At 62.4% G+C, this 16,512-nt stretch carries 16 protein-coding genes and 1 riboswitch; of the genes, 9 read left to right on the top strand and 7 right to left on the bottom strand.

The genetic code is table 11. From position 1 onward, the window contains the following. Positions 1-168 precede the first annotated feature (168 nt). Positions 169-1,104 (top strand): LysR family transcriptional regulator, encoded by a 936-nt coding sequence (locus DFR38_RS08955; protein ID WP_059286025.1) that lies wholly within the window; start codon positions 169-171, stop codon positions 1,102-1,104. A 6-nt stretch (positions 1,105-1,110) separates the two neighbouring features. On the opposite strand, the gene DFR38_RS08950 is transcribed toward DFR38_RS08955, so the two are convergent. Continuing rightward, a complete protein-coding gene (locus DFR38_RS08950) occupies positions 1,111-1,851 on the bottom strand; it encodes a hypothetical protein (RefSeq protein WP_059286024.1) in 741 nt (246 codons plus the stop codon). Positions 1,852-2,408: 557 nt separating this feature from the next. Here DFR38_RS08950 and DFR38_RS08945 point away from each other — a divergent pair. Both DFR38_RS08945 and DFR38_RS08940 read left to right on the top strand, forming a co-directional pair. Next, a complete protein-coding gene (locus DFR38_RS08945) occupies positions 2,409-3,095 on the top strand; it encodes a response regulator transcription factor (protein WP_059286023.1) in 687 nt (228 codons plus the stop codon). A gap of 2 nt (positions 3,096-3,097) precedes the next feature. Continuing rightward, positions 3,098-4,405, top strand: coding sequence for a sensor histidine kinase (locus DFR38_RS08940; protein WP_110313299.1), 1,308 nt, complete (start codon positions 3,098-3,100; stop codon positions 4,403-4,405). 7 nt (positions 4,406-4,412) lie between these two features. Here the strand turns inward: DFR38_RS08940 and DFR38_RS08935 are convergent, their stop codons facing one another. From DFR38_RS08935 to DFR38_RS08925, 3 genes are all read right to left on the bottom strand, one after another. Beyond that, complete coding sequence (locus DFR38_RS08935) at positions 4,413-4,838, bottom strand: BLUF domain-containing protein (RefSeq protein WP_059286168.1); 426 nt, start codon at positions 4,836-4,838, stop codon at positions 4,413-4,415. A 2-nt stretch (positions 4,839-4,840) separates the two neighbouring features. Beyond that, positions 4,841-5,548 (bottom strand): GTP cyclohydrolase I, encoded by a 708-nt coding sequence (folE, locus tag DFR38_RS08930; protein ID WP_110313298.1) that lies wholly within the window; start codon positions 5,546-5,548, stop codon positions 4,841-4,843. A gap of 253 nt (positions 5,549-5,801) precedes the next feature. Next, a complete protein-coding gene (locus DFR38_RS08925; protein ID WP_059287414.1) occupies positions 5,802-6,002 on the bottom strand; it encodes a hypothetical protein in 201 nt (66 codons plus the stop codon). A 193-nt stretch (positions 6,003-6,195) separates the two neighbouring features. Between DFR38_RS08925 and DFR38_RS08920 the strand changes: the two genes are divergently transcribed. Next, on the top strand, positions 6,196-7,389 hold the full coding sequence (locus tag DFR38_RS08920; protein WP_110313297.1) for a GGDEF domain-containing protein: 1,194 nt from the start codon (positions 6,196-6,198) through the stop codon (positions 7,387-7,389). 108 nt (positions 7,390-7,497) lie between these two features. Here DFR38_RS08920 and DFR38_RS08915 read toward each other — a convergent pair whose 3' ends face one another. Together DFR38_RS08915 and DFR38_RS08910 are read right to left on the bottom strand one after the other, a co-directional pair. Next, the gene (locus tag DFR38_RS08915) at positions 7,498-8,898 is read right to left on the bottom strand and encodes an L-serine ammonia-lyase (RefSeq protein WP_110313296.1); all 1,401 of its coding nucleotides are present in this window, start codon (positions 8,896-8,898) and stop codon (positions 7,498-7,500) included. A gap of 604 nt (positions 8,899-9,502) precedes the next feature. Next, positions 9,503-9,590: riboswitch (glycine riboswitch) on the bottom strand. Positions 9,591-9,736: 146 nt separating this feature from the next. After that, positions 9,737-10,378, bottom strand: a complete 642-nt coding sequence (locus tag DFR38_RS08910; RefSeq protein ID WP_059287622.1) for an NAD(P)-dependent oxidoreductase — start codon at positions 10,376-10,378, stop codon at positions 9,737-9,739. A 108-nt stretch (positions 10,379-10,486) separates the two neighbouring features. Between DFR38_RS08910 and DFR38_RS08905 the strand changes: the two genes are divergently transcribed. Beyond that, entirely contained in the window at positions 10,487-11,386 is a 900-nt protein-coding gene (locus DFR38_RS08905) for a LysR family transcriptional regulator (protein ID WP_199054589.1), read from the top strand. 38 nt (positions 11,387-11,424) lie between these two features. On the opposite strand, the gene DFR38_RS21715 is transcribed toward DFR38_RS08905, so the two are convergent. Beyond that, entirely contained in the window at positions 11,425-12,531 is a 1,107-nt protein-coding gene (locus DFR38_RS21715; RefSeq protein WP_110313294.1) for a methyl-accepting chemotaxis protein, read from the bottom strand. 370 nt (positions 12,532-12,901) lie between these two features. On the opposite strand from DFR38_RS21715, the gene tauA reads away from it, so the two are divergent. The 4 genes from tauA to tauD are packed head-to-tail and all read left to right on the top strand — an operon-like array spanning position 12,902 to position 16,463. After that, the gene (gene tauA, locus DFR38_RS08895; protein WP_059286181.1) at positions 12,902-13,897 is read left to right on the top strand and encodes a taurine ABC transporter substrate-binding protein; all 996 of its coding nucleotides are present in this window, start codon (positions 12,902-12,904) and stop codon (positions 13,895-13,897) included. A 2-nt stretch (positions 13,898-13,899) separates the two neighbouring features. Continuing rightward, positions 13,900-14,691 (top strand): taurine ABC transporter ATP-binding subunit, encoded by a 792-nt coding sequence (gene tauB, locus DFR38_RS08890; protein WP_059286180.1) that lies wholly within the window; start codon positions 13,900-13,902, stop codon positions 14,689-14,691. Further along, complete coding sequence (gene tauC, locus DFR38_RS08885) at positions 14,688-15,569, top strand: taurine ABC transporter permease TauC (protein WP_082693460.1); 882 nt, start codon at positions 14,688-14,690, stop codon at positions 15,567-15,569. Before tauB ends, tauC begins: the two co-directional genes overlap by 4 nt. A gap of 60 nt (positions 15,570-15,629) precedes the next feature. Next, positions 15,630-16,463, top strand: coding sequence for a taurine dioxygenase (tauD, locus tag DFR38_RS08880; protein WP_059286179.1), 834 nt, complete (start codon positions 15,630-15,632; stop codon positions 16,461-16,463). Positions 16,464-16,512: the final 49 nt, after the last annotated feature.

The raw sequence follows: 16,512 nt of genomic DNA, 5'->3' as shown, positions 1-16,512 counted from the left end.
GCTGCGGCGCGCTGGCTGTTGTTGTCAGCATCGGGGTGTGTTGGCCGGCTATCGTCCTGACTGCCTGGCCTGGCCATGGCACAAGCTGCCGCTGTGCCGGAGCCACCTGTTCCGGCTATTTCCAATGAATGATCGCTAACGGTGGCGGCTGCTGCCAGGGAGGGGGGGATGGTCCGACTGGAAGACCTGCAGATATTGCTGCATACCGCGCAGCTGGGCAGCCTGTCCGCTGCGGCTCGCCTGCTAGACATCAGTCCGGCAGTGGCCAGTGCCGGGCTGAAGCGGCTGGAGGCCGAACTGCATGTCCGGCTGCTGGTGCGCTCTACCCGCAGCCTGCGTCTGACTGCCGATGGTGAGCGCTATCTGGCTCATGCCCGCGCTGCCATCGAGGCATTGCAGGCCGGTGAGCAGGCGCTGGCAGCGGGACAGCAGGCCCTGCATGGCCAGCTCAGCCTGTCCATGCCTTCGGATATTGGCCGCCAGCTGTTGCGGCCATGGCTGGATGATTTCCTGGCCGAACATCCGGCGGTGCGCCTGCAACTGCACATCAGCGACCGGCTGGCCGATCTCTACCGCATGCCGGTGGACGTTGCCCTGCGCTATGGCGTGCCGGAAGATTCCAGCCTGGTCGCCCTGCCGTTGCTGGCCGATAACCGGCGGCTATTGTGTGCGGCGCCGACCTATCTGCAGCGGCATGGCTGGCCGCAGCGGCCGGCCGATCTGGCCGCGCATGAGTGCCTGCGATTTGTGCTGGGGGATGCCCTGCATGAACGCTGGCGTTTTGCCCTGCATGGCGAGTGGTCGGTGGTGACGGTGGGCGGGCGGCGCAATAGCGACGATGGCGAAATCGTGCGCCACTGGGCCGTGGCTGGCGAGGGCATTGCCTACAAGTCGCAGCTGGATGTGCTGGATGATGTGCGCGCCGGCCGGCTGCAAGCCTTGCTGACCGATTACCAGGCCGAGCCGGCACCTTTGTATCTGGTGTGTCCGCACCGGCTGATGCTGTCGCCCTTGCTGATGCGTCTGCGCGAGTTCCTGCAGCAGCGGCTGCAGCAATATGTGGCTGCAGAGGGCGCAAGCCTGCCGCAGGCGGGCTTGCGCTGAGCGGACTCAGCCCTGGGTGCTGAGCAGATTGCCGACCGAAGACGAGTAGCTGTTGCTCTGGCTGTTCTGCAGGTTCTGCAGCAGCGCGCTCAGGAAGGATTGCAGATTGGCCGAATTGCTGCTGCCAGAACTGCTGCCCGAGCTGCTGGAGCTGGTGTCACTGCTGCCGTTGGCTTGCTGCACGCTGCTGACCAGATTGTTGAAATCGCTTTGCAGTGTATTGAGCGCGCTCGAGCTGGAACTGGTGCTGCTGCTGCCGGAGGAGCTGGACAGTTGCTGAATCAGGCTTTGCAGTTGGCTCTCGGCATTGCCGTAAGCACTGGTGCTCGTACTGTCCGTGCTGCTGTCAGCGCTGCTGTTGGCTGATTTCAGCGCGCCGAACAGATCATGCATGAAGGTATGCATGGCCTGCATCGGATTTTGCGTACTGCCGGTGCTGCTGGTGCTGCCATCATTGTCGCCGTCGTTATCCGGTGGCGGCGGGGCCTGCAGGCTGGCCAGCGAGTTGTTGCCCGAAGTGCTGTCCGCATTACTGCTGCTGGCACTATTGCTGCCGGATGGCGGCTGCAAGGAAATCCCCAGCTGGCTGAGTGCCTGCTCCACGCTCTGCATGAAGGCGTCGTTGCCGCCACGGTGTTTGCCATGGTGACGGGTTTCGCCAGTGCTGGAGGTGCTGCTGGTGGATGTGCTGCCAGTCAGCTGGCTGCTGTAAATCGACGATGTACTGCTGATGCCCGAAATACTCATGATAAGGCTCTCCCTGTGCTTGCTTGTGACTTGTGCAGTAAAGCCACCTCCAGAGATCAGGACGCGGCATTGCGCCTGCCTGTCATTGCAAGTTTCGGGCCAGGAGCGGCCCGGCCAGATGTAAATCTTTGTCAGCAAATGTTAAGAAGTGTGAGCAAAAACAGGATTTTAGCCCGGTTTTGCTAGTATTCGGCCTGCCATTGGCCAAGTCGGCAGTCTGGCCTGGCAAGATTTGCCGCTGCTGCAGGCCGCAAGCCAGCAGAATTGCCGCCTGCTCCTGCCCAATTTGTGCGGCGCCGGCACGCAGCCGGCAAGAATTGCCGTGGTCATCGGGGGGGCAGCCGCCAGAAGAGAGAGAGGGACCCGGGCAAGCCGGCGGCGGCTGCTTGTCTTGCATGATGCGGCAGCGGACGGTTAAGTAAGGTTAACAATCGGTAAAGCGCGATAAATCAGTGTAAAAGCCGGTAAAACTTCCCCCGCAGGCGGCCGTGATGTGGATCATGTCTGCCGACAGTCTCCGGGAGAGCGGGGCCTGCACAGAATAATCAGGATGGAAAATGCGAATACTGCTGGTAGATGATGATATCGAGTTGGCCGACATGCTGGGCAGCTACCTGGAGCGGGAATCCTGCCTGGTCCAGAAAGTGAGTGATGGCACCAGCGCCGTGGTGCAGGCCTTGTCCGGCCAGTTTGATCTGATGGTGCTGGATGTGATGATGCCTGGCCTGAGTGGGGTGGAAGTACTGCGGCGGGTGCGCGAGCACAGCATGTTGCCGGTGGTCATGCTGACCGCGCGGGGAGATGATACCGACCGTGTGCTGGGCCTGGAGCTGGGTGCCGATGACTATGTGCCCAAGCCCTGCACCCCGCGCGAGTTGCTGGCACGCATCCGTGCCATTCTGCGCCGTACCGGCAACCAGGTGCTGCCGGCCCAGGAAAACGATGTGTTGCGTGAAGGGCCGCTCACCATGTGGCCCGGCGAGCGCCGTGCCCAGTGGGGCGAGGAAACGCTGGAACTGACCAGCACCGAATACAGCCTGCTGGAATTGCTGGTACGCCATGCCGGCCAGCCGGTGGGCAAGGATGTGCTGTCCAAGCAGGCATTGGGCCGGCCACTGGCGCGCTTTGACCGCAGCGTGGATGTGCACATGAGCAGTATCCGGCAGAAACTGTCACGGGTGGCCCCGGGCCGCATCTGCATCCAGACCGTGGTCCGCCGCGGTTATCAGTTCATCAAGGCCTGAGCATGGGACGCCTGTTCTGGAAGCTGTTTCTCATTCTGTGGCTGGCGCAGATCAGCACGGTGTTCGGGGTGGGCACGGTATTCTGGCTCAGGCATCGCATGGAAAGTGCGGCAGTCGTCGAGCAGCAGCATCCGATGGATACGGTGGTGCTGGATATGGCGGCGGCGGTACTGCGGCGCGAAGGTGTGGCCGGTTTGCGGGCCCATCTGCAAGACATGAGCCCCGGTGCGCGCCGGCATCTGCTGGTGCTGGACGATCAGCAGCACGAGCTGCTGGGCCGGGCGCTGCCCGTGCCGGAGCGGCTGGGGCCGCGGCCCATGCGCGAAGTGACGCTTGGCGGTTCTGCGCATTACCGCCTGCTGCTGTTGCCGCCGGGCCCGCCGGGTGGCGGGCCTGAGCACGGACCGGGGGAACCCAGCCCCTTTCCCATGCTGCCCATCCTGGGTGCGCTGCTGGCCAGCCTGCTGTTCGGTGCCATCCTCGCCCGTCATCTGTCCAAGCCGATCCGCTTGATGAGCGAGGCCTTCCAGTCGGTGGCCAGGGGAGACATGGATGTGCATCTGGCCAGTGATCTGGGTAGCCGGCGCGATGAGCTGGCCGATCTCGGGCGTGATTTCGATGGCCTGGCACAGCGCCTCAAGCAGTTGATCACCGGCCAGCGCCGCTTGTTTCACGATGTGTCGCACGAGCTGCGCTCACCACTGGCCAGGCTGAATGCCGCAGTGGATCTGGCGCGGCAGCAACCGGAAAAGCTGGAGGAATGGCTGGATCGCATCGAGCGTGAATCCGGGCGCATGGATGCGCTGGTGGGGGAAATCCTGGCGTTGGCGCGGCTGGATGCCGAAGCATCGCAACACCCGCCCGAATGCCTGCCCGTGGATGCCTTGCTGGAGGAGCTGATTACCGATGCCCAGTTCGAGGCGGAGGCCAATGGCACCCGCATCGTGTTGCTGCAAGAGGATAGGGCGGAGGTGATGGCGCAGCCCGAGCTGCTGTCGCGCGCCTTGGAAAACGTGGTGCGCAATGCCATTCACCATACCCGCAAGGGTGGCCCGGTTTCACTGGCCGTGGTGCGTGGCAGTGGTGAGGTGACGATTAGCGTGAGTGATTGCGGGCCGGGGGTGCCGGAGCAGGAGCTGAAAACCATTTTCGAGCCCTTCTTCCGCAGCGAGCAGAATGCCCAGCCTGGCGGCTACGGCCTGGGACTGGCCATGGCGCAGCGCATTGTCGAGGCGCACCATGGCCGGATACGGGCGGCCAATCTGCCGCAGGGCGGTTTGCAAGTTAGCATCACCCTGCCGCTGGTCTGAGCTGGGCTCAGCCGCGCGAGCGCAGGCCGCCCGAGCTGCCCAGTTCGCAGAGCAGGCGGGTGGTGGTGCTGCCGCTCAGACGGAAGGGGTCGAGGACCGGGCTGGAAGAGTGCCGCAGCAACAGCGCGGCATTTTTCTTGTCGATGGGCGCCTGCGCCATCGACCAGCAGGCGAATTCGCGCTGATCGATTTCCTGGTAGGCCAGCAGGGTGACGTCGCGATGACGGCTGTCGCGGCAGATATGCTGGTACAGCGCATTCACTTCGGCACGGCCGCCTTCCAGCGCCTGCACGAACACATCATCGCCATAGCACAGCACGCCGGTAATGCCGCTTTGTGGATTGTGCTGGTGGGCGGCGTCCAGGATCTGTTTCACCAGTTCGCTGGTGATCGGGCTGCAGCTGCGGCTGGCGTAAATGAGTCGGACGAGCATGGTCAGTTTCCTCTGTGCATCAGCGACAGGAATTCCCGGCGCAGATTGGCGTCGCGCAGGAAAGAACCGCGCATCACGCTATTGGTCATTTTCGAATTATTGTCCTTCACCCCGCGCCAGTGCATGCAGAAATGATCCGCCTCCATGACGATGGCCAGCCCGTCCGGTTGCAGCTTGTCCATCAGCAGGTCGGCAATCTGCATCACCGCTTCTTCCTGGATTTGCGGGCGGGTCATGATCCAGTCGATCAGCCGCGCGTATTTGGACAGGCCGATCAGGCTGGAATGTTCGTTCGGCATCACCCCGACCCAGACCCGGCCCATGATGGGGCACAGATGGTGGGAGCAGGCACTGCGTACCGTGATCGGGCCGACAATCATCAGCTCGTTGAGCTGTTCGATATTGGGAAACTCGGTATTGGGCGGGCTGGCCACATAACGGCCACGGAATACTTCGCGCACAAACATCTTCGCCACGCGGCGGGCTGTGTCCTGGGTGTTGTGGTCGTTGACCGTGTCGATGACCAGGCTTTCCAGCACGCCCTGCATTTTTTCTGCCACTTCCTGTTGCAACAGGTCCAGCTCATCGTCCTGAATGAAGTCGGCAATATTGTCATTGGCGTGGAAGCGTACGCCAGCCTGTTGCAGGCGGTAGCGTATGCGGGATGAAACGCTGGCCGTGGTCATGGCCTTGTCTTCCGGTTTACTCATGGTGGGGCAGACCCTATCTGGATGGCTGGCTTGTTCTGGGTAAGGGGCCTTGCAAGTGGCGACAGCGGTGGTGCCAGGCCTGAATGCCAACCGCTCTTAGCCGTGATGTGTGCCTGATTCTTGTCCGGTTTTCCGGGCTGCCGCTTGCTGCTGCGACAGCCGGCAACCCTGTCCTGAATGGTAATGCGCTTGCCCGGCAGGGGAAAGGAAAAATCCGACCCTGCCGCATCAGATGGTGCCTCCACCGCTGCTTTCAAGAGGAAGAGGCCGTTTTCTGCTGCCGGTACAGACAGTGCTGGCCCGAGGCTTCCAGCACATCCTGGCAGGGCTGGCGCTTGCTCTTGATCTGCAAGGCATGACAGGCATAAGGAAAGCGGGCGTCGTGGCTGATGTAGTAGTGGCGGCAGCCCTGGCAGCGCAGACGGGCAGCAGCGGTATGGCTGGTATTGGGCATGGGCTGGCCTGCTGATGAGTGTCAGCGGATTGTGCCGTGAGTGGCGCCGAATGTGAATATTTGTTTTAAATGATGATGGCGGCTGTCATTTTTGATATAAAGCTGGATTGCGCCCTGCTGTTTTCGCCCGACTCCTCTGGCGGAAGGTGGGCCTGGCTTCCCCGGCGGTTCAACACAGCCGACATACATCATCATGAATATCAACCCCGTATTGGTGCTGGCACCCATCTTCCTCACCACCGAATTGCTGAGTCTGGCACTGTGCCTGGTGCTGGCTTCGCTGCGCAGCAGCGGGCTGCCCGGTGTGCGCCACTGGCTGCTGGCCAATGTGGCGGTGGTGGTTTACCTGCCCTTGCTGGGTTTGCGCGGCATCATACCCGATGTCATTTCCATTGTGCTGGCCAATGGCGTCGTGGCGCTGTCGGCGGCTTGCTATTATGCCGGCTGCGCACATTTCCTCGGCCAGCCGTCCCGCTGGAAATACCTGCTGGGCGGTGCGGTGCTGCAAGTGCTGGCCGTGGCCTACTGGCGTTACGGAGTCGACAGCCTGCCTTTACGGGTGATGGCGATTTCCGCCTATGGCGCGGCGGTTTGCACCGCCACCGCCTGGCTGATGCTGCGCCATTACACCGGCCGCCGCAACAGCGTGCACTACCGGCTGCTGACCGGTCTGTCCTGCCTGTTTGCCGTGGCGCAGATCACACGCAGCCTGTATTTCGGCATGCTGCATCCCGCGCCCACCAACATCATGCTGGCCAGCGGCTGGAATGTGCTGCTGCTGTGCCTTGGTGCCGCCATCATGCCGGCACTGTCCATGGCGGCGGTGCTGATGCTGCACGAGGCCCTGCAGACCGAAGCGGAAGAAGCCGCCAACCGCGACTTCATGACCGGCGCCTTGTCACGCAAGCACCTGTTTGCCACCGGCCAGCAGTTCATCCTGCAGGCGGCCGCCACGCGTCGGCCGCTGACACTGTTGCTGATCGACCTGGATCACTTCAAGGCCATCAATGACACCTATGGCCATGCGGCGGGTGATGAAGTGCTGCGAGCCTTTGCCGACATGGTGGGCGAGCATCTGCGTGGCCGCGATGCGCTGGGGCGGCTGGGTGGCGAGGAATTTGCGGTCTTGCTGCCGGATGCCGGCGTCGCCGCGGCGCAGCTGGTGGCCGAGCGGCTGCGTTTGCGGGCGCAGCAACATCGGGTGGTCAGCAGTTTTGGCGAGTGCCGCTACAGTATCAGCATCGGTGTGGCCGGCTGGCAGGGCGGGGAGAACTTCGATCAGCTGTGTCAGCGCGCGGATCAGGCCCTGTATCAGGCCAAGAATGGTGGGCGCAACCGGGTGCATACCAGTCAGCTGGCGCCGGAATTGCAGGCGCAGTCTGCCTGAGTGGTGGCATGGTGTGCTGGCCGGGTCGTGATGGACGATGGCGGAAGCCGAATACAAACAGGCCGTGGACGGTAGTCCACGGCCTGTTTTGTTACGGGCGGGGGTGACTCAGCATTCCACCACGTTGACGGGTACTTCGATCACATTGATGGCCAGGCCGCCGCGCGCGGTTTCCTTGTACTTGGTGCTCATGTCGCGGCCGGTGTCGCGCATGGTCTTGATCACGCGGTCCAGCGACACGCAGTGCTGGCCGTCACCGCGCAGCGCCATGCGCGCGGCGTTGATGGCCTTGATCGAGGCCATGGCATTGCGCTCGATGCACGGCACTTGCACCAGGCCGCCCACCGGGTCGCAGGTCAGTCCCAGATTGTGTTCCATGCCGATTTCCGCCGCATTTTCCACTTGTTCCGGCGAGCCGCCCATCACCTCGGCCAGCGCACCGGCGGCCATGGAGCAGGCCGAGCCCACTTCGCCCTGGCAGCCGACTTCCGCGCCGGAAATGGAGGCATTGAGCTTGAACAGGATGCCAATCGCTCCGGCAGTCAGCAGGTAGCGCACGATGCCGTCTTCGCTGGCGCCCGGCACAAAGCGCGAATAATAGTGCATGACTGCCGGGATGATGCCAGCCGCGCCATTGGTGGGCGCGGTGACGACGCGGCCACCGGCGGCGTTTTCCTCGTTCACGGCCAGCGCATACAGATTGACCCAGTCCATCACCGTCAGCGGGTCGCGCAGCGCGGCTTCCGGCGCGGCCAGCAGTTTCTGGTACATGTCGGCAGCACGGCGTTTTACCTTCATGCCACCGGGCAGGGTGCCTTCGCGCTGGCAGCCGCGTTTGACACAGGCTTGCATCACCCCCCAGATGGTCAGCAGGTCGCGGCGGACTTCTTCCTCGCTGCGCCAGGCCAGCTCGTTTTCCAGCATGATCTGGCTGATGCTCTTGCCCTGTTCCTTGCACAGCGCCAGCAGTTCCGCCGCGCTATTGAAGGGGTGCTTGAGTTCGGTGACGCCCGGCGGGGTGAAGCCGGCCTCGATGGCCGCTTCGTCCACCACGAAACCACCGCCCACCGAATAATAGGCGCGCTTGGACAGGCTGTTGCCTGCGGCGTCGAAGGCTTCAAAAATCATGCCGTTGGGGTGGTAGGGCAGGGTCTTGCGCTTGTGCAGGATCAGGTCTTCGGCCTCGTTGAAGGCGATGTCCTGCTGGCCCAGCAAGTTCAGCCGCTTGCTGCTGCGGATTGCTGCCAGCAAGTCCGGCACGGCATCGGTATCCACCAGGTCGGGCAGTTCGCCCGCCAGGCCCAGCAGCACGGCGGTGTCCGAGCCGTGACCCTTGCCGGTGGCACCCAGCGAGCCATACATCTCGCTGCGTACGCGGCGGGTGGCGGCCAGCAGGCCGTCCTTGTCCAGCCGGGCGACAAACTGGCGTGCGGCGCGCATGGGGCCGACGGTGTGCGAGCTGGACGGGCCGATGCCAATCTTGAACAGGTCGAAAACGCTGATAGCCATATTGCTCTCTTGTCTGCTGCGGGCAGGCCGTTTGCGGGCGCTGCCGGTGTTTCGGATGTGGTCCGCCTGCTATTGGAAGCGGCCCCTTGATGTAGGTGTCAGCCTGTCATGTTTTGTGCGTGCGGACTGTTCTGCTTCCGGCCATCAGGCGTCGCGAAGCGTCTGATCCGCTGTTGTTTGCGGCAGTAAATGCCGTGTGCGTGACGGATCATGGTGGCTGGCGCAGCGATGGCAGGCAGGACGGGCGAGGGCAGGCAGGCTCCATCGCTCGCAAACCGGGCAGGCCGACGCATGCTGACATGATGCAGTCACTGCCCCCTCTGTCCTTTTGCCTGAGAGATTGCGACTGCAGGGGCTGTCTCAGGCTGCTGACAAGGTAATTTGACAGGATTGCGCAGGAGCCGCGCCTTCCGGCGCGCTGATTGATTCCGCAGCCTTCCTGTCTGTTCCCGATACCCCGCCCTTGTCCTGACTATTGAAGAAGGGAGCCGCGCTTGCATTTCACAAAGCGCGAGGGGTTTGTCAACAATCTTCGACAACGCGTGCTGTCTTTTCCTTCGGCGAGGCCGGGCGTACTGGCCCGGTCCTTCTCTCCAGAGAGCCAGACGACGGCGCGGTTCTTTTGCCTGAGAGTTTCTGGGGCGATACCCCTTCGGCGTCACCGCAAAGGTGATCTCTCCCGCGCCATCCAGTACGGCTGGCTGGCACTGTAGATAAGCCGGGAATGGCTGTCAACGCCAATATTGACGCGGGTTTTGATGTGCGCTTTTTTCATGCGCCGGCGCATGAAAAAAGCCGCCTGCAGGAGCAGGGCGGCCAAGGCGGGTGAGGTGGAAAGTCAGTGTGCGACAGTAAAGCGCTGGCGGCTGTGACGCGGTGTTTCCGCTTCGTCGACGATGGCAACGGCGAGGTCGGCCACGCTGATGCCGGCGGGGGCTTCTCCATCCATCAGCAGTGTATCGCCACCCAGACGGTACTGACCGCTACGCGCGCCCGGCGCCAGCTGGGCCGGCGGCGACAGGAACACCCAGTCCAGCGTGGTTTCCTGTTGCAGGTCGGCCAGTGCCTGGCGCGCGCCTTCGGCGCCTTCCTTGTATTCGGCAGGGAAGTGCGGGGTGTCGATCAGTTGCACGCCCGGTGCCACGTACAGGCTGCCGGCTCCGCCCACTTCCAGAAAGCGTTTCACCCCTGCCTGTTTCACCCCGGCAACAATGGCGGCATGGCCCTTGAGGAAGAGGGCGCGGATATCGGCCTTGTCCCAGCCGGGGTTGAAGGCGCTGATCACCATGTCGTGGCCGGCCACGGCGCTGGCAATGGTGGCGGCATCATAGGCATCGGCCTTGACGGCGTGCAGTTGCGGGTGGGCGGGCAGGCGTTCCGGACGGCTGACAATGGCAGAAACCTGATGCTGGCGGGCCAGCAGCTCTTGCAGGATGGCCGAGCCAACAAAACCGCTAGCGCCGATCAGTGCTATTTTCATCTTGCTTTCCTTTCGATAATGGATGGAAGCAACTGTAATCGCTTGCTGATCTGCTGATAATCCGGCGATACTGCCATTAATAAATTAGCTGAACTTAATAATATGGAAATGTTACGGCGTATGGCGGTGTTTGCCACCGTGGTGGAGCAGGGCTCGATGATTGCCGCTTCGCGGCAGCTGGGCATGACGCCTTCGGCAGTGAGCCAGCATATCAGCAAGCTGGAAGCCGAGCATGGCGTGTCCTTGTTGCACCGGACCACGCGCAGCCTGACCCTGACCGAAGCCGGCAGCCTGTTTTACCAGGGCTGTGCCGACATGCTGGCGGCCGCGCAGCTGGCCGAGCAAAGGCTGAGCGAGCTGCGCGATGCACCGGTGGGCGAGCTGCGGCTGGCGGCCCCCACCGGTTTTGCCGGCCCCATGCTGAGCGAGGCGCTGGCGCCCTTGCTGGCGGCCCATCCCCGACTCAGCCTGAAGTTGTTCTTTCATGACGAGATGATCGATCTGGTACAGCATCGTATCGATCTGGCCTTGCGCGCGGGCGACTTGAAAGACTCCAGCCTGGTGGCACGCCATCTGGCGGACTGGGATAGCGTGCTGTGCGCTGCGCCGGCCTATCTGGCCCGCCATGCGCCGATTACCCAGCCGCAACAGCTGACCGAGCACCAATGGGTGATGCTGGATCATCAACGCAGCCAGAGCTGGCTGAGCATGGAGAATGCGCAAGGGGTGGTGGTACGGCCCGAGGTGGGTGTCCGGGTCAGCAGCAATAATATCCTGGCGGCGCGCCAGTTTGTGCTGGCCGGCATGGGCTTGTCGATCCAGCCGGAGCCGGAAATCAGGCAGGAACTGGCCGATGGCCGCTTGCTGCGTATCCTGCCCGAATGGCGTTTGCCGGCGCTGGGCATTTATGCGGTGACGCCCAGGCGTGATGCACAGCCGGCCAAGGTGCGCTATGCCATCGACGCACTGCGCCAGCGCATGCAGCAGCGCAGCCCTGTGGCGGCATGAGCGGCCAGCGCGTCAGCCAGGGCTGGCGCACCGGTCACTCAAACCTTGTTGCTGCAAGGCTGCTGTTCGAGCTGGGTCAGCAGATCCATCACCTGGTCGGAGGCCTCTTCCATGCGCTGCAGCGCCTGTCTGGCCTTGGCGAAATCCTTGGCGTGGAAGGCGTTCAGTGCCTCCTTGCCGGCATTGTGCACATTGGCATGCGGGGCTTCCAGCTGCATGAACTGGCTGTTGCCCTTGCATTCCTGTGCGCCACGACCTTCGTAATACCACTTGCCCAGACGGCAATGCTGGTGCGAGGACACCTTGTCTGCCGCCAGGTCGTGGTAGCCGATGAAAGCCTTGTAGATGTCCAGCTTGAATACCACATGGTCGAGCTTGACCACCTCCATGAAGCTGGTATTGGTGCCCTGGGCGATGACCCGTGCCATCTGTTCGCTGACATCCACCATGCTGCGGATGGCAGCGGCGGTTTCCAGCCCGGTATCGCGGTAGCCGGCCACTTGTCCGGCTGCTTCGGTGACTTGCTGCTTGGTGTTGAGCGAGGCGCTTTCCACATCGCTCACCAGGGTGGAGATCTCATTGGTGGCATTGGCCGTGCGCTCGGCCAGCTTGCGCACCTCGTCCGCCACCACGGCAAAGCCGCGGCCCTGTTCGCCGGCACGGGCGGCCTCGATGGCGGCATTCAGCGCCAGCAGATTGGTCTGGTCGGCCACGTCCTTGATCAGCTGCACAAACTGGCGGATCTGTCCGGTCTTGCTATTGAGCGAGTCCATGGCAGCGGCGGTTTTCTGCTGCGCCTGGGCGATTTCGTCGAAACTGTGTGCCAGCGTATCCACCGCGCCACGGGTGTGGTGCAGGGTGGTGACGGCATCGGCCGCTGCGCCGAAATGGCTTTCCATCAGCGCCGCCAGCTCGGCAAAGGAGCCGCGGATGCTGGACAGGCTGTTGCAGAAATCGCCAAAAGGTTCCACATAGCTTTGATTGCGCTGGTTCTGGCTTTGCTGGGCATTGACCTGCTGCTCGGCCTGCTGGCGCGCCTGTTCGCTGTCCTGCAATTGCCGCTGGCTCTGCTGGAGTGCGCCTTCCAGTTCTGCTACCCGATCCTGCAGTTGCTGGATGCGCTTTTTGTGACCTGATCCAAACATTCTTGTATCTCCCTCTGATGGCTAGTCTGCTTTATTAGAATATTAATGAATTTTTTTAAGGCTTTGCCGCGTTCAACCCAGGCCTGGCCAAGCCATAGTCCTGCCCGAGATTTGTCCGGGTCATGGTCGGCCATTTTCTGCTGACTGGGCACGATGCTGTAAATTTATGTTGTAAATGATATCGCCAGTGGGCTGCGCTGTCTTTGTGTCATGTCATGGGATTTTCATCATCCTGCCGTTTCTTGCCGGTTGAGTGTGCTTGGTCAATTTCATGTTTCTGATAAGTAATGCGTTTTTTCTTGCTTAGTTTTCCGATGGCTGCTTGCTAGATTGGTGTCCAGCAAACAAACCCACCATCACGGAAAACACCATGACACAAGCCAAGACCAAGAAGCTTCGCCTCTCGCTGATTGCCGCTGCGCTGGCCCTGTTCGGCAGCCTGGCCCATGCGGGCGATGCGGTGACCATTGCCTACCAGACCGGCATCGACCCGACCAAGATTCCGCAGGCCGACGGTACTTATGAAAAAGCCACCGGCAGCCAGATCAACTGGCGCAAGTTTGAAAGCGGCTCCGAAGTGATTGCCGCCGTGGCCTCCGGTGATGTGGTGATTGGCAACCTGGGCTCCAGCCCGCTGGCTGCTGCTGCCAGCCGTGGCCTGCCGATTGTTACCTTCCTGGTGGCTGACGAAATCGGCGATGCCGAGGCACTGGTGGTGCGCAATGGCAGCAAGATCAGCAAGCCGCAGGACCTGATTGGCAAGAAAGTGGCCGTGCCTTATGTGTCCACCACCCATTACAGCCTGCTGGCCTCGCTGAAACACTGGAAGGTCGACCCGACCAAGGTGAATGTGCTGAACCTGCGCCCCAGCGAAATTACCGCTGCCTGGCAGCGTGGTGATATTGATGCCGCCTATGTGTGGGACCCGGCACTGGGCAAGATCAAGGCCAACGGCAAGGTGCTGACCAGCTCGGCCCAAGTGTCCAAGTGGGGTGCGCCGACCTACGATATCTGGATCGTGCGCAAGGACTTTGCCGATGCCCATCCGGAATTCGTCAACAAGTTTGCCAAGGTGTCGCTGGATGCCATCGCCGGCTATGTGGCCAACCCCAAGGCCTTTATCGCCAACAAGGACAATATCGACAAGATCAGCCGCCTGACCGGTGCTGCGCCGGCCGACGTGGTGCTGGGCTTGCAGGGTAACCGCTTCCTCACCCAGAAAGAACAGATTGCCCTGCTGCAAAAGCCTTTCGTGCAGGCGGTGGCCAATACCGCGGCCTTTTTGAAATCGCAAGGCAAGGTGGACAGCCTGCAGGCTGATTACAGCCCCTATGTCAGCAACCAGTTTGTCAAGGCAGCGAAATAATCATGGCCATCCTCTCCGCCCACAAGGTGAGCGTGCGCTATCCCGGTCAGGACCGCCCAGCCTTGTCCGAGGTGTCGCTGGACATCGGCCCGGATGACCTGACCGTGGCACTGGGGCCGTCCGGCTGCGGCAAGACCACCTTGCTGAACCTGTTTGCCGGTTTTGTCCAGCCGGATGGCGGCGAGGTGCGCTTTGGTGAAGCCCGGGTAACCGGGCCGGGGGCCGACCGCGCCGTGGTGTTTCAGCACGACGCGCTATTGCCTTGGTTGAATGTGCGCGACAACGTGGCTTTTGGCTTGCGCCTGCAAGGCGTGGCCAAGGCCGAACGGCTGGCACGGGCCGACGAGGTACTGCGCCTGGTCGACCTGCCGGAGGCCGGTAGCCGCTACAGCTGGCAGCTGTCCGGCGGCCAGCGTCAGCGCGTGGGGATTGCCCGCGCACTGGCCAGCCATTCGCAAGTATTGCTGATGGATGAGCCTTTCGGCGCACTGGATGCCTTTACCCGTGAGCAAATGCAGGAACTGCTGCTCAAGGTGTGGCAGCAGGCACGGCGACGCATTTTCCTGATTACCCACGATATCGAAGAGGCGCTGTTTCTCGCCACCGAACTGGTGCTGATGTCGCCAGGACCGGGCCGCATTGTCCAGACCCTGCGTCCGGGCTTCAGCCAGCGCTATCGCGCCGGTGAATCGGCGCGGGCCATCAAGTCCGATCCGGCCTTTATCGCGCTGCGCGAGCAATTGCTGGCCACCTTGTTCGACCATCGCCGTCAGGCCGAGGAGATTGCCGCATGAATGCACTGGAACACACACTGGAGCAAAAACTGGCTGATGTCGCCATCAGCAAACCGGTGCCGGATGAACTGCCGGCCAGCAGCCGCGCGCCGCGCAACAACTGGTGGCAGCCATACCGCCGTGGCTGGCTCAGCCTGATCAGCCTGCTGGCGGTGCTGGGCGGCTGGTGGGGGCTGTCGCACAGCGGCATTGTGCCGCCGCTGTTTCTGCCGGCACCCGAAGCGGTGCTGGCCAAACTGGTTACCGTCAGCACCCAGGGCTTTATGGACGCCACCTTGTGGCAGCACCTGGCGGCCAGCCTGCAACGCATCGTGCTGGCCTTGCTGGCGGCGGTGTTGCTGGGCATCCCGCTGGGCGTGCTGATGGGTGTCAGCCCGGTGGCGCGTGGCCTGCTGGACCCGCTGATCGAGGCCTATCGCCCGGTGCCGCCACTGGCTTATCTGCCCTTGATTGTCATCTGGTTCGGCATTGGCGAGTTGTCCAAGGTGCTGCTGATTTTCCTGGCGGTACTGGCCCCGGTCATCATTGCCACCAGTCACGGTGTGGCACAGGTCAGCCGTAACCGCCTGCGTGCCGCCCAGACACTGGGGGCCAGCCGCAGCCAGTTGCTGTGGTTTGTCATCCTGCCGGAAGCCTTGCCGGAAATCCTCACCGGCATCCGCATTGGCCTGGGGACCGGCTGGTCCACCCTGGTGGCGGCCGAGCTGGTGGCAGCCACCCGTGGTCTGGGTTTTATGGTGCAGTCGGCGGCGCAGTTCCTGGTGACTGATGTGGTGATTCTGGGCATTGCCGTCATCGCGGTGATTGCCTTTGCGCTGGAACTGGGCTTGCGCCTGTTGCAGCGACGCCTCGCCCCCTGGCATGGCCAGCTGGACTAAAGATTTCATGGCCACTGCCTGCGGCGGCGGCCAGAACCGAATACTGCAAGGAATATCAAGATGAGTCTGACGCTTACCCGTTTGTCCCCGGCGCTGGGAGCGATTGTCGAAGGTGTGGACCTGGCGCAGCCGCTGACCGACAGCCTGCAGCAGGAGATACAGCAGGCCCTGCTGCAACACCAGGTGCTGTTCTTCCGAAATCAGGACATCAGCCCGCGCCAGCAACGCGATTTTGCCGCCCGCTTTGGCGATCTGCACACTCACCCCATCTACCCGCAGCACCCGGATGCGCCGCAGGTGATGATTCTGGATACCGACGCTTTCGACCTGAAGGACAATGCCATCTGGCACACCGATGTCACCTTCATCGAAACCCCGCCAGCCGCTGCGGTACTGGCGGCACGCTTGCTGCCGGAGTATGGCGGAGACACGCTGTGGGCCAGCAGCTTTGCTGCCTGGGATGCGCTGTCCGACCGGCTGAAAACCTTGCTGGAAGGGCTGACCGCCACCCATGACTTCACCAAGACCTTCCCGCTCAAGCGCTTTGGCCTGACCCCGGCTGACCGGGAAAAATGGGAACAGACGCGGCGTGACAATCCGCCGCTAAGCCATCCGGTGGTGCGTACCCATCCGGTGAGCGGACGCAAGGGCCTGTTCGTCAATGGCGGTTTCACTACCGAAATCAACGAGCTGCCGGAAGAAGAGGGCGCCGCCTTGCTGGCCTTCCTGCTGGCCCATCAGGCAAGACCGGAGTTCACCATCCGCTGGCGCTGGCAGGCTGGCGATGTGGCCTTCTGGGATAACCGCTCTACCAGTCATTATGCGGTGGACGATTACCGCCCCAACCGCCGCATCATGCACCGGGCTACCATCCTGGGTGACAAACCGTTCTGAGTCAGTGTGTTGCGCGGCTGAAATGACAAAAGCCACCCCGCGGGGTGGC

Source organism: Aquitalea magnusonii, assembly GCF_003202035.1.
Taxonomy (GTDB): Bacteria; Pseudomonadota; Gammaproteobacteria; order Burkholderiales; family Chromobacteriaceae; genus Aquitalea; species Aquitalea magnusonii.
The sequence above is the reverse complement of the archived record's forward strand: the minus strand, read 5'-3'. Positions and strand labels throughout refer to the sequence as shown.

What these genes read in the sequence shown, in the direction of transcription:
- DFR38_RS08955 (WP_059286025.1), top strand. Translation starts at nt 169, where the DNA reads ATGGTCCGACTGGAAGACCTGCAGATATTGCTGCATACCGCGCAGCTG.
- DFR38_RS08905 (WP_199054589.1), top strand. Translation starts at nt 10,487, where the DNA reads ATGTTACGGCGTATGGCGGTGTTTGCCACCGTGGTGGAGCAGGGCTCG.
- folE (WP_110313298.1), bottom strand. Translation starts at nt 5,548, where the DNA reads ATGAGTAAACCGGAAGACAAGGCCATGACCACGGCCAGCGTTTCATCC.
- DFR38_RS08935 (WP_059286168.1), bottom strand. Translation starts at nt 4,838, where the DNA reads ATGCTCGTCCGACTCATTTACGCCAGCCGCAGCTGCAGCCCGATCACC.
- tauD (WP_059286179.1), top strand. Translation starts at nt 15,630, where the DNA reads ATGAGTCTGACGCTTACCCGTTTGTCCCCGGCGCTGGGAGCGATTGTC.
- DFR38_RS08915 (WP_110313296.1), bottom strand. Translation starts at nt 8,898, where the DNA reads ATGGCTATCAGCGTTTTCGACCTGTTCAAGATTGGCATCGGCCCGTCC.
- DFR38_RS08925 (WP_059287414.1), bottom strand. Translation starts at nt 6,002, where the DNA reads ATGCCCAATACCAGCCATACCGCTGCTGCCCGTCTGCGCTGCCAGGGC.
- tauA (WP_059286181.1), top strand. Translation starts at nt 12,902, where the DNA reads ATGACACAAGCCAAGACCAAGAAGCTTCGCCTCTCGCTGATTGCCGCT.
- tauC (WP_082693460.1), top strand. Translation starts at nt 14,688, where the DNA reads ATGAATGCACTGGAACACACACTGGAGCAAAAACTGGCTGATGTCGCC.
- DFR38_RS08910 (WP_059287622.1), bottom strand. Translation starts at nt 10,378, where the DNA reads ATGAAAATAGCACTGATCGGCGCTAGCGGTTTTGTTGGCTCGGCCATC.
- DFR38_RS08920 (WP_110313297.1), top strand. Translation starts at nt 6,196, where the DNA reads ATGAATATCAACCCCGTATTGGTGCTGGCACCCATCTTCCTCACCACC.
- DFR38_RS08945 (WP_059286023.1), top strand. Translation starts at nt 2,409, where the DNA reads ATGCGAATACTGCTGGTAGATGATGATATCGAGTTGGCCGACATGCTG.
- DFR38_RS08950 (WP_059286024.1), bottom strand. Translation starts at nt 1,851, where the DNA reads ATGAGTATTTCGGGCATCAGCAGTACATCGTCGATTTACAGCAGCCAG.
- DFR38_RS08940 (WP_110313299.1), top strand. Translation starts at nt 3,098, where the DNA reads ATGGGACGCCTGTTCTGGAAGCTGTTTCTCATTCTGTGGCTGGCGCAG.
- DFR38_RS21715 (WP_110313294.1), bottom strand. Translation starts at nt 12,531, where the DNA reads ATGTTTGGATCAGGTCACAAAAAGCGCATCCAGCAACTGCAGGATCGG.
- tauB (WP_059286180.1), top strand. Translation starts at nt 13,900, where the DNA reads ATGGCCATCCTCTCCGCCCACAAGGTGAGCGTGCGCTATCCCGGTCAG.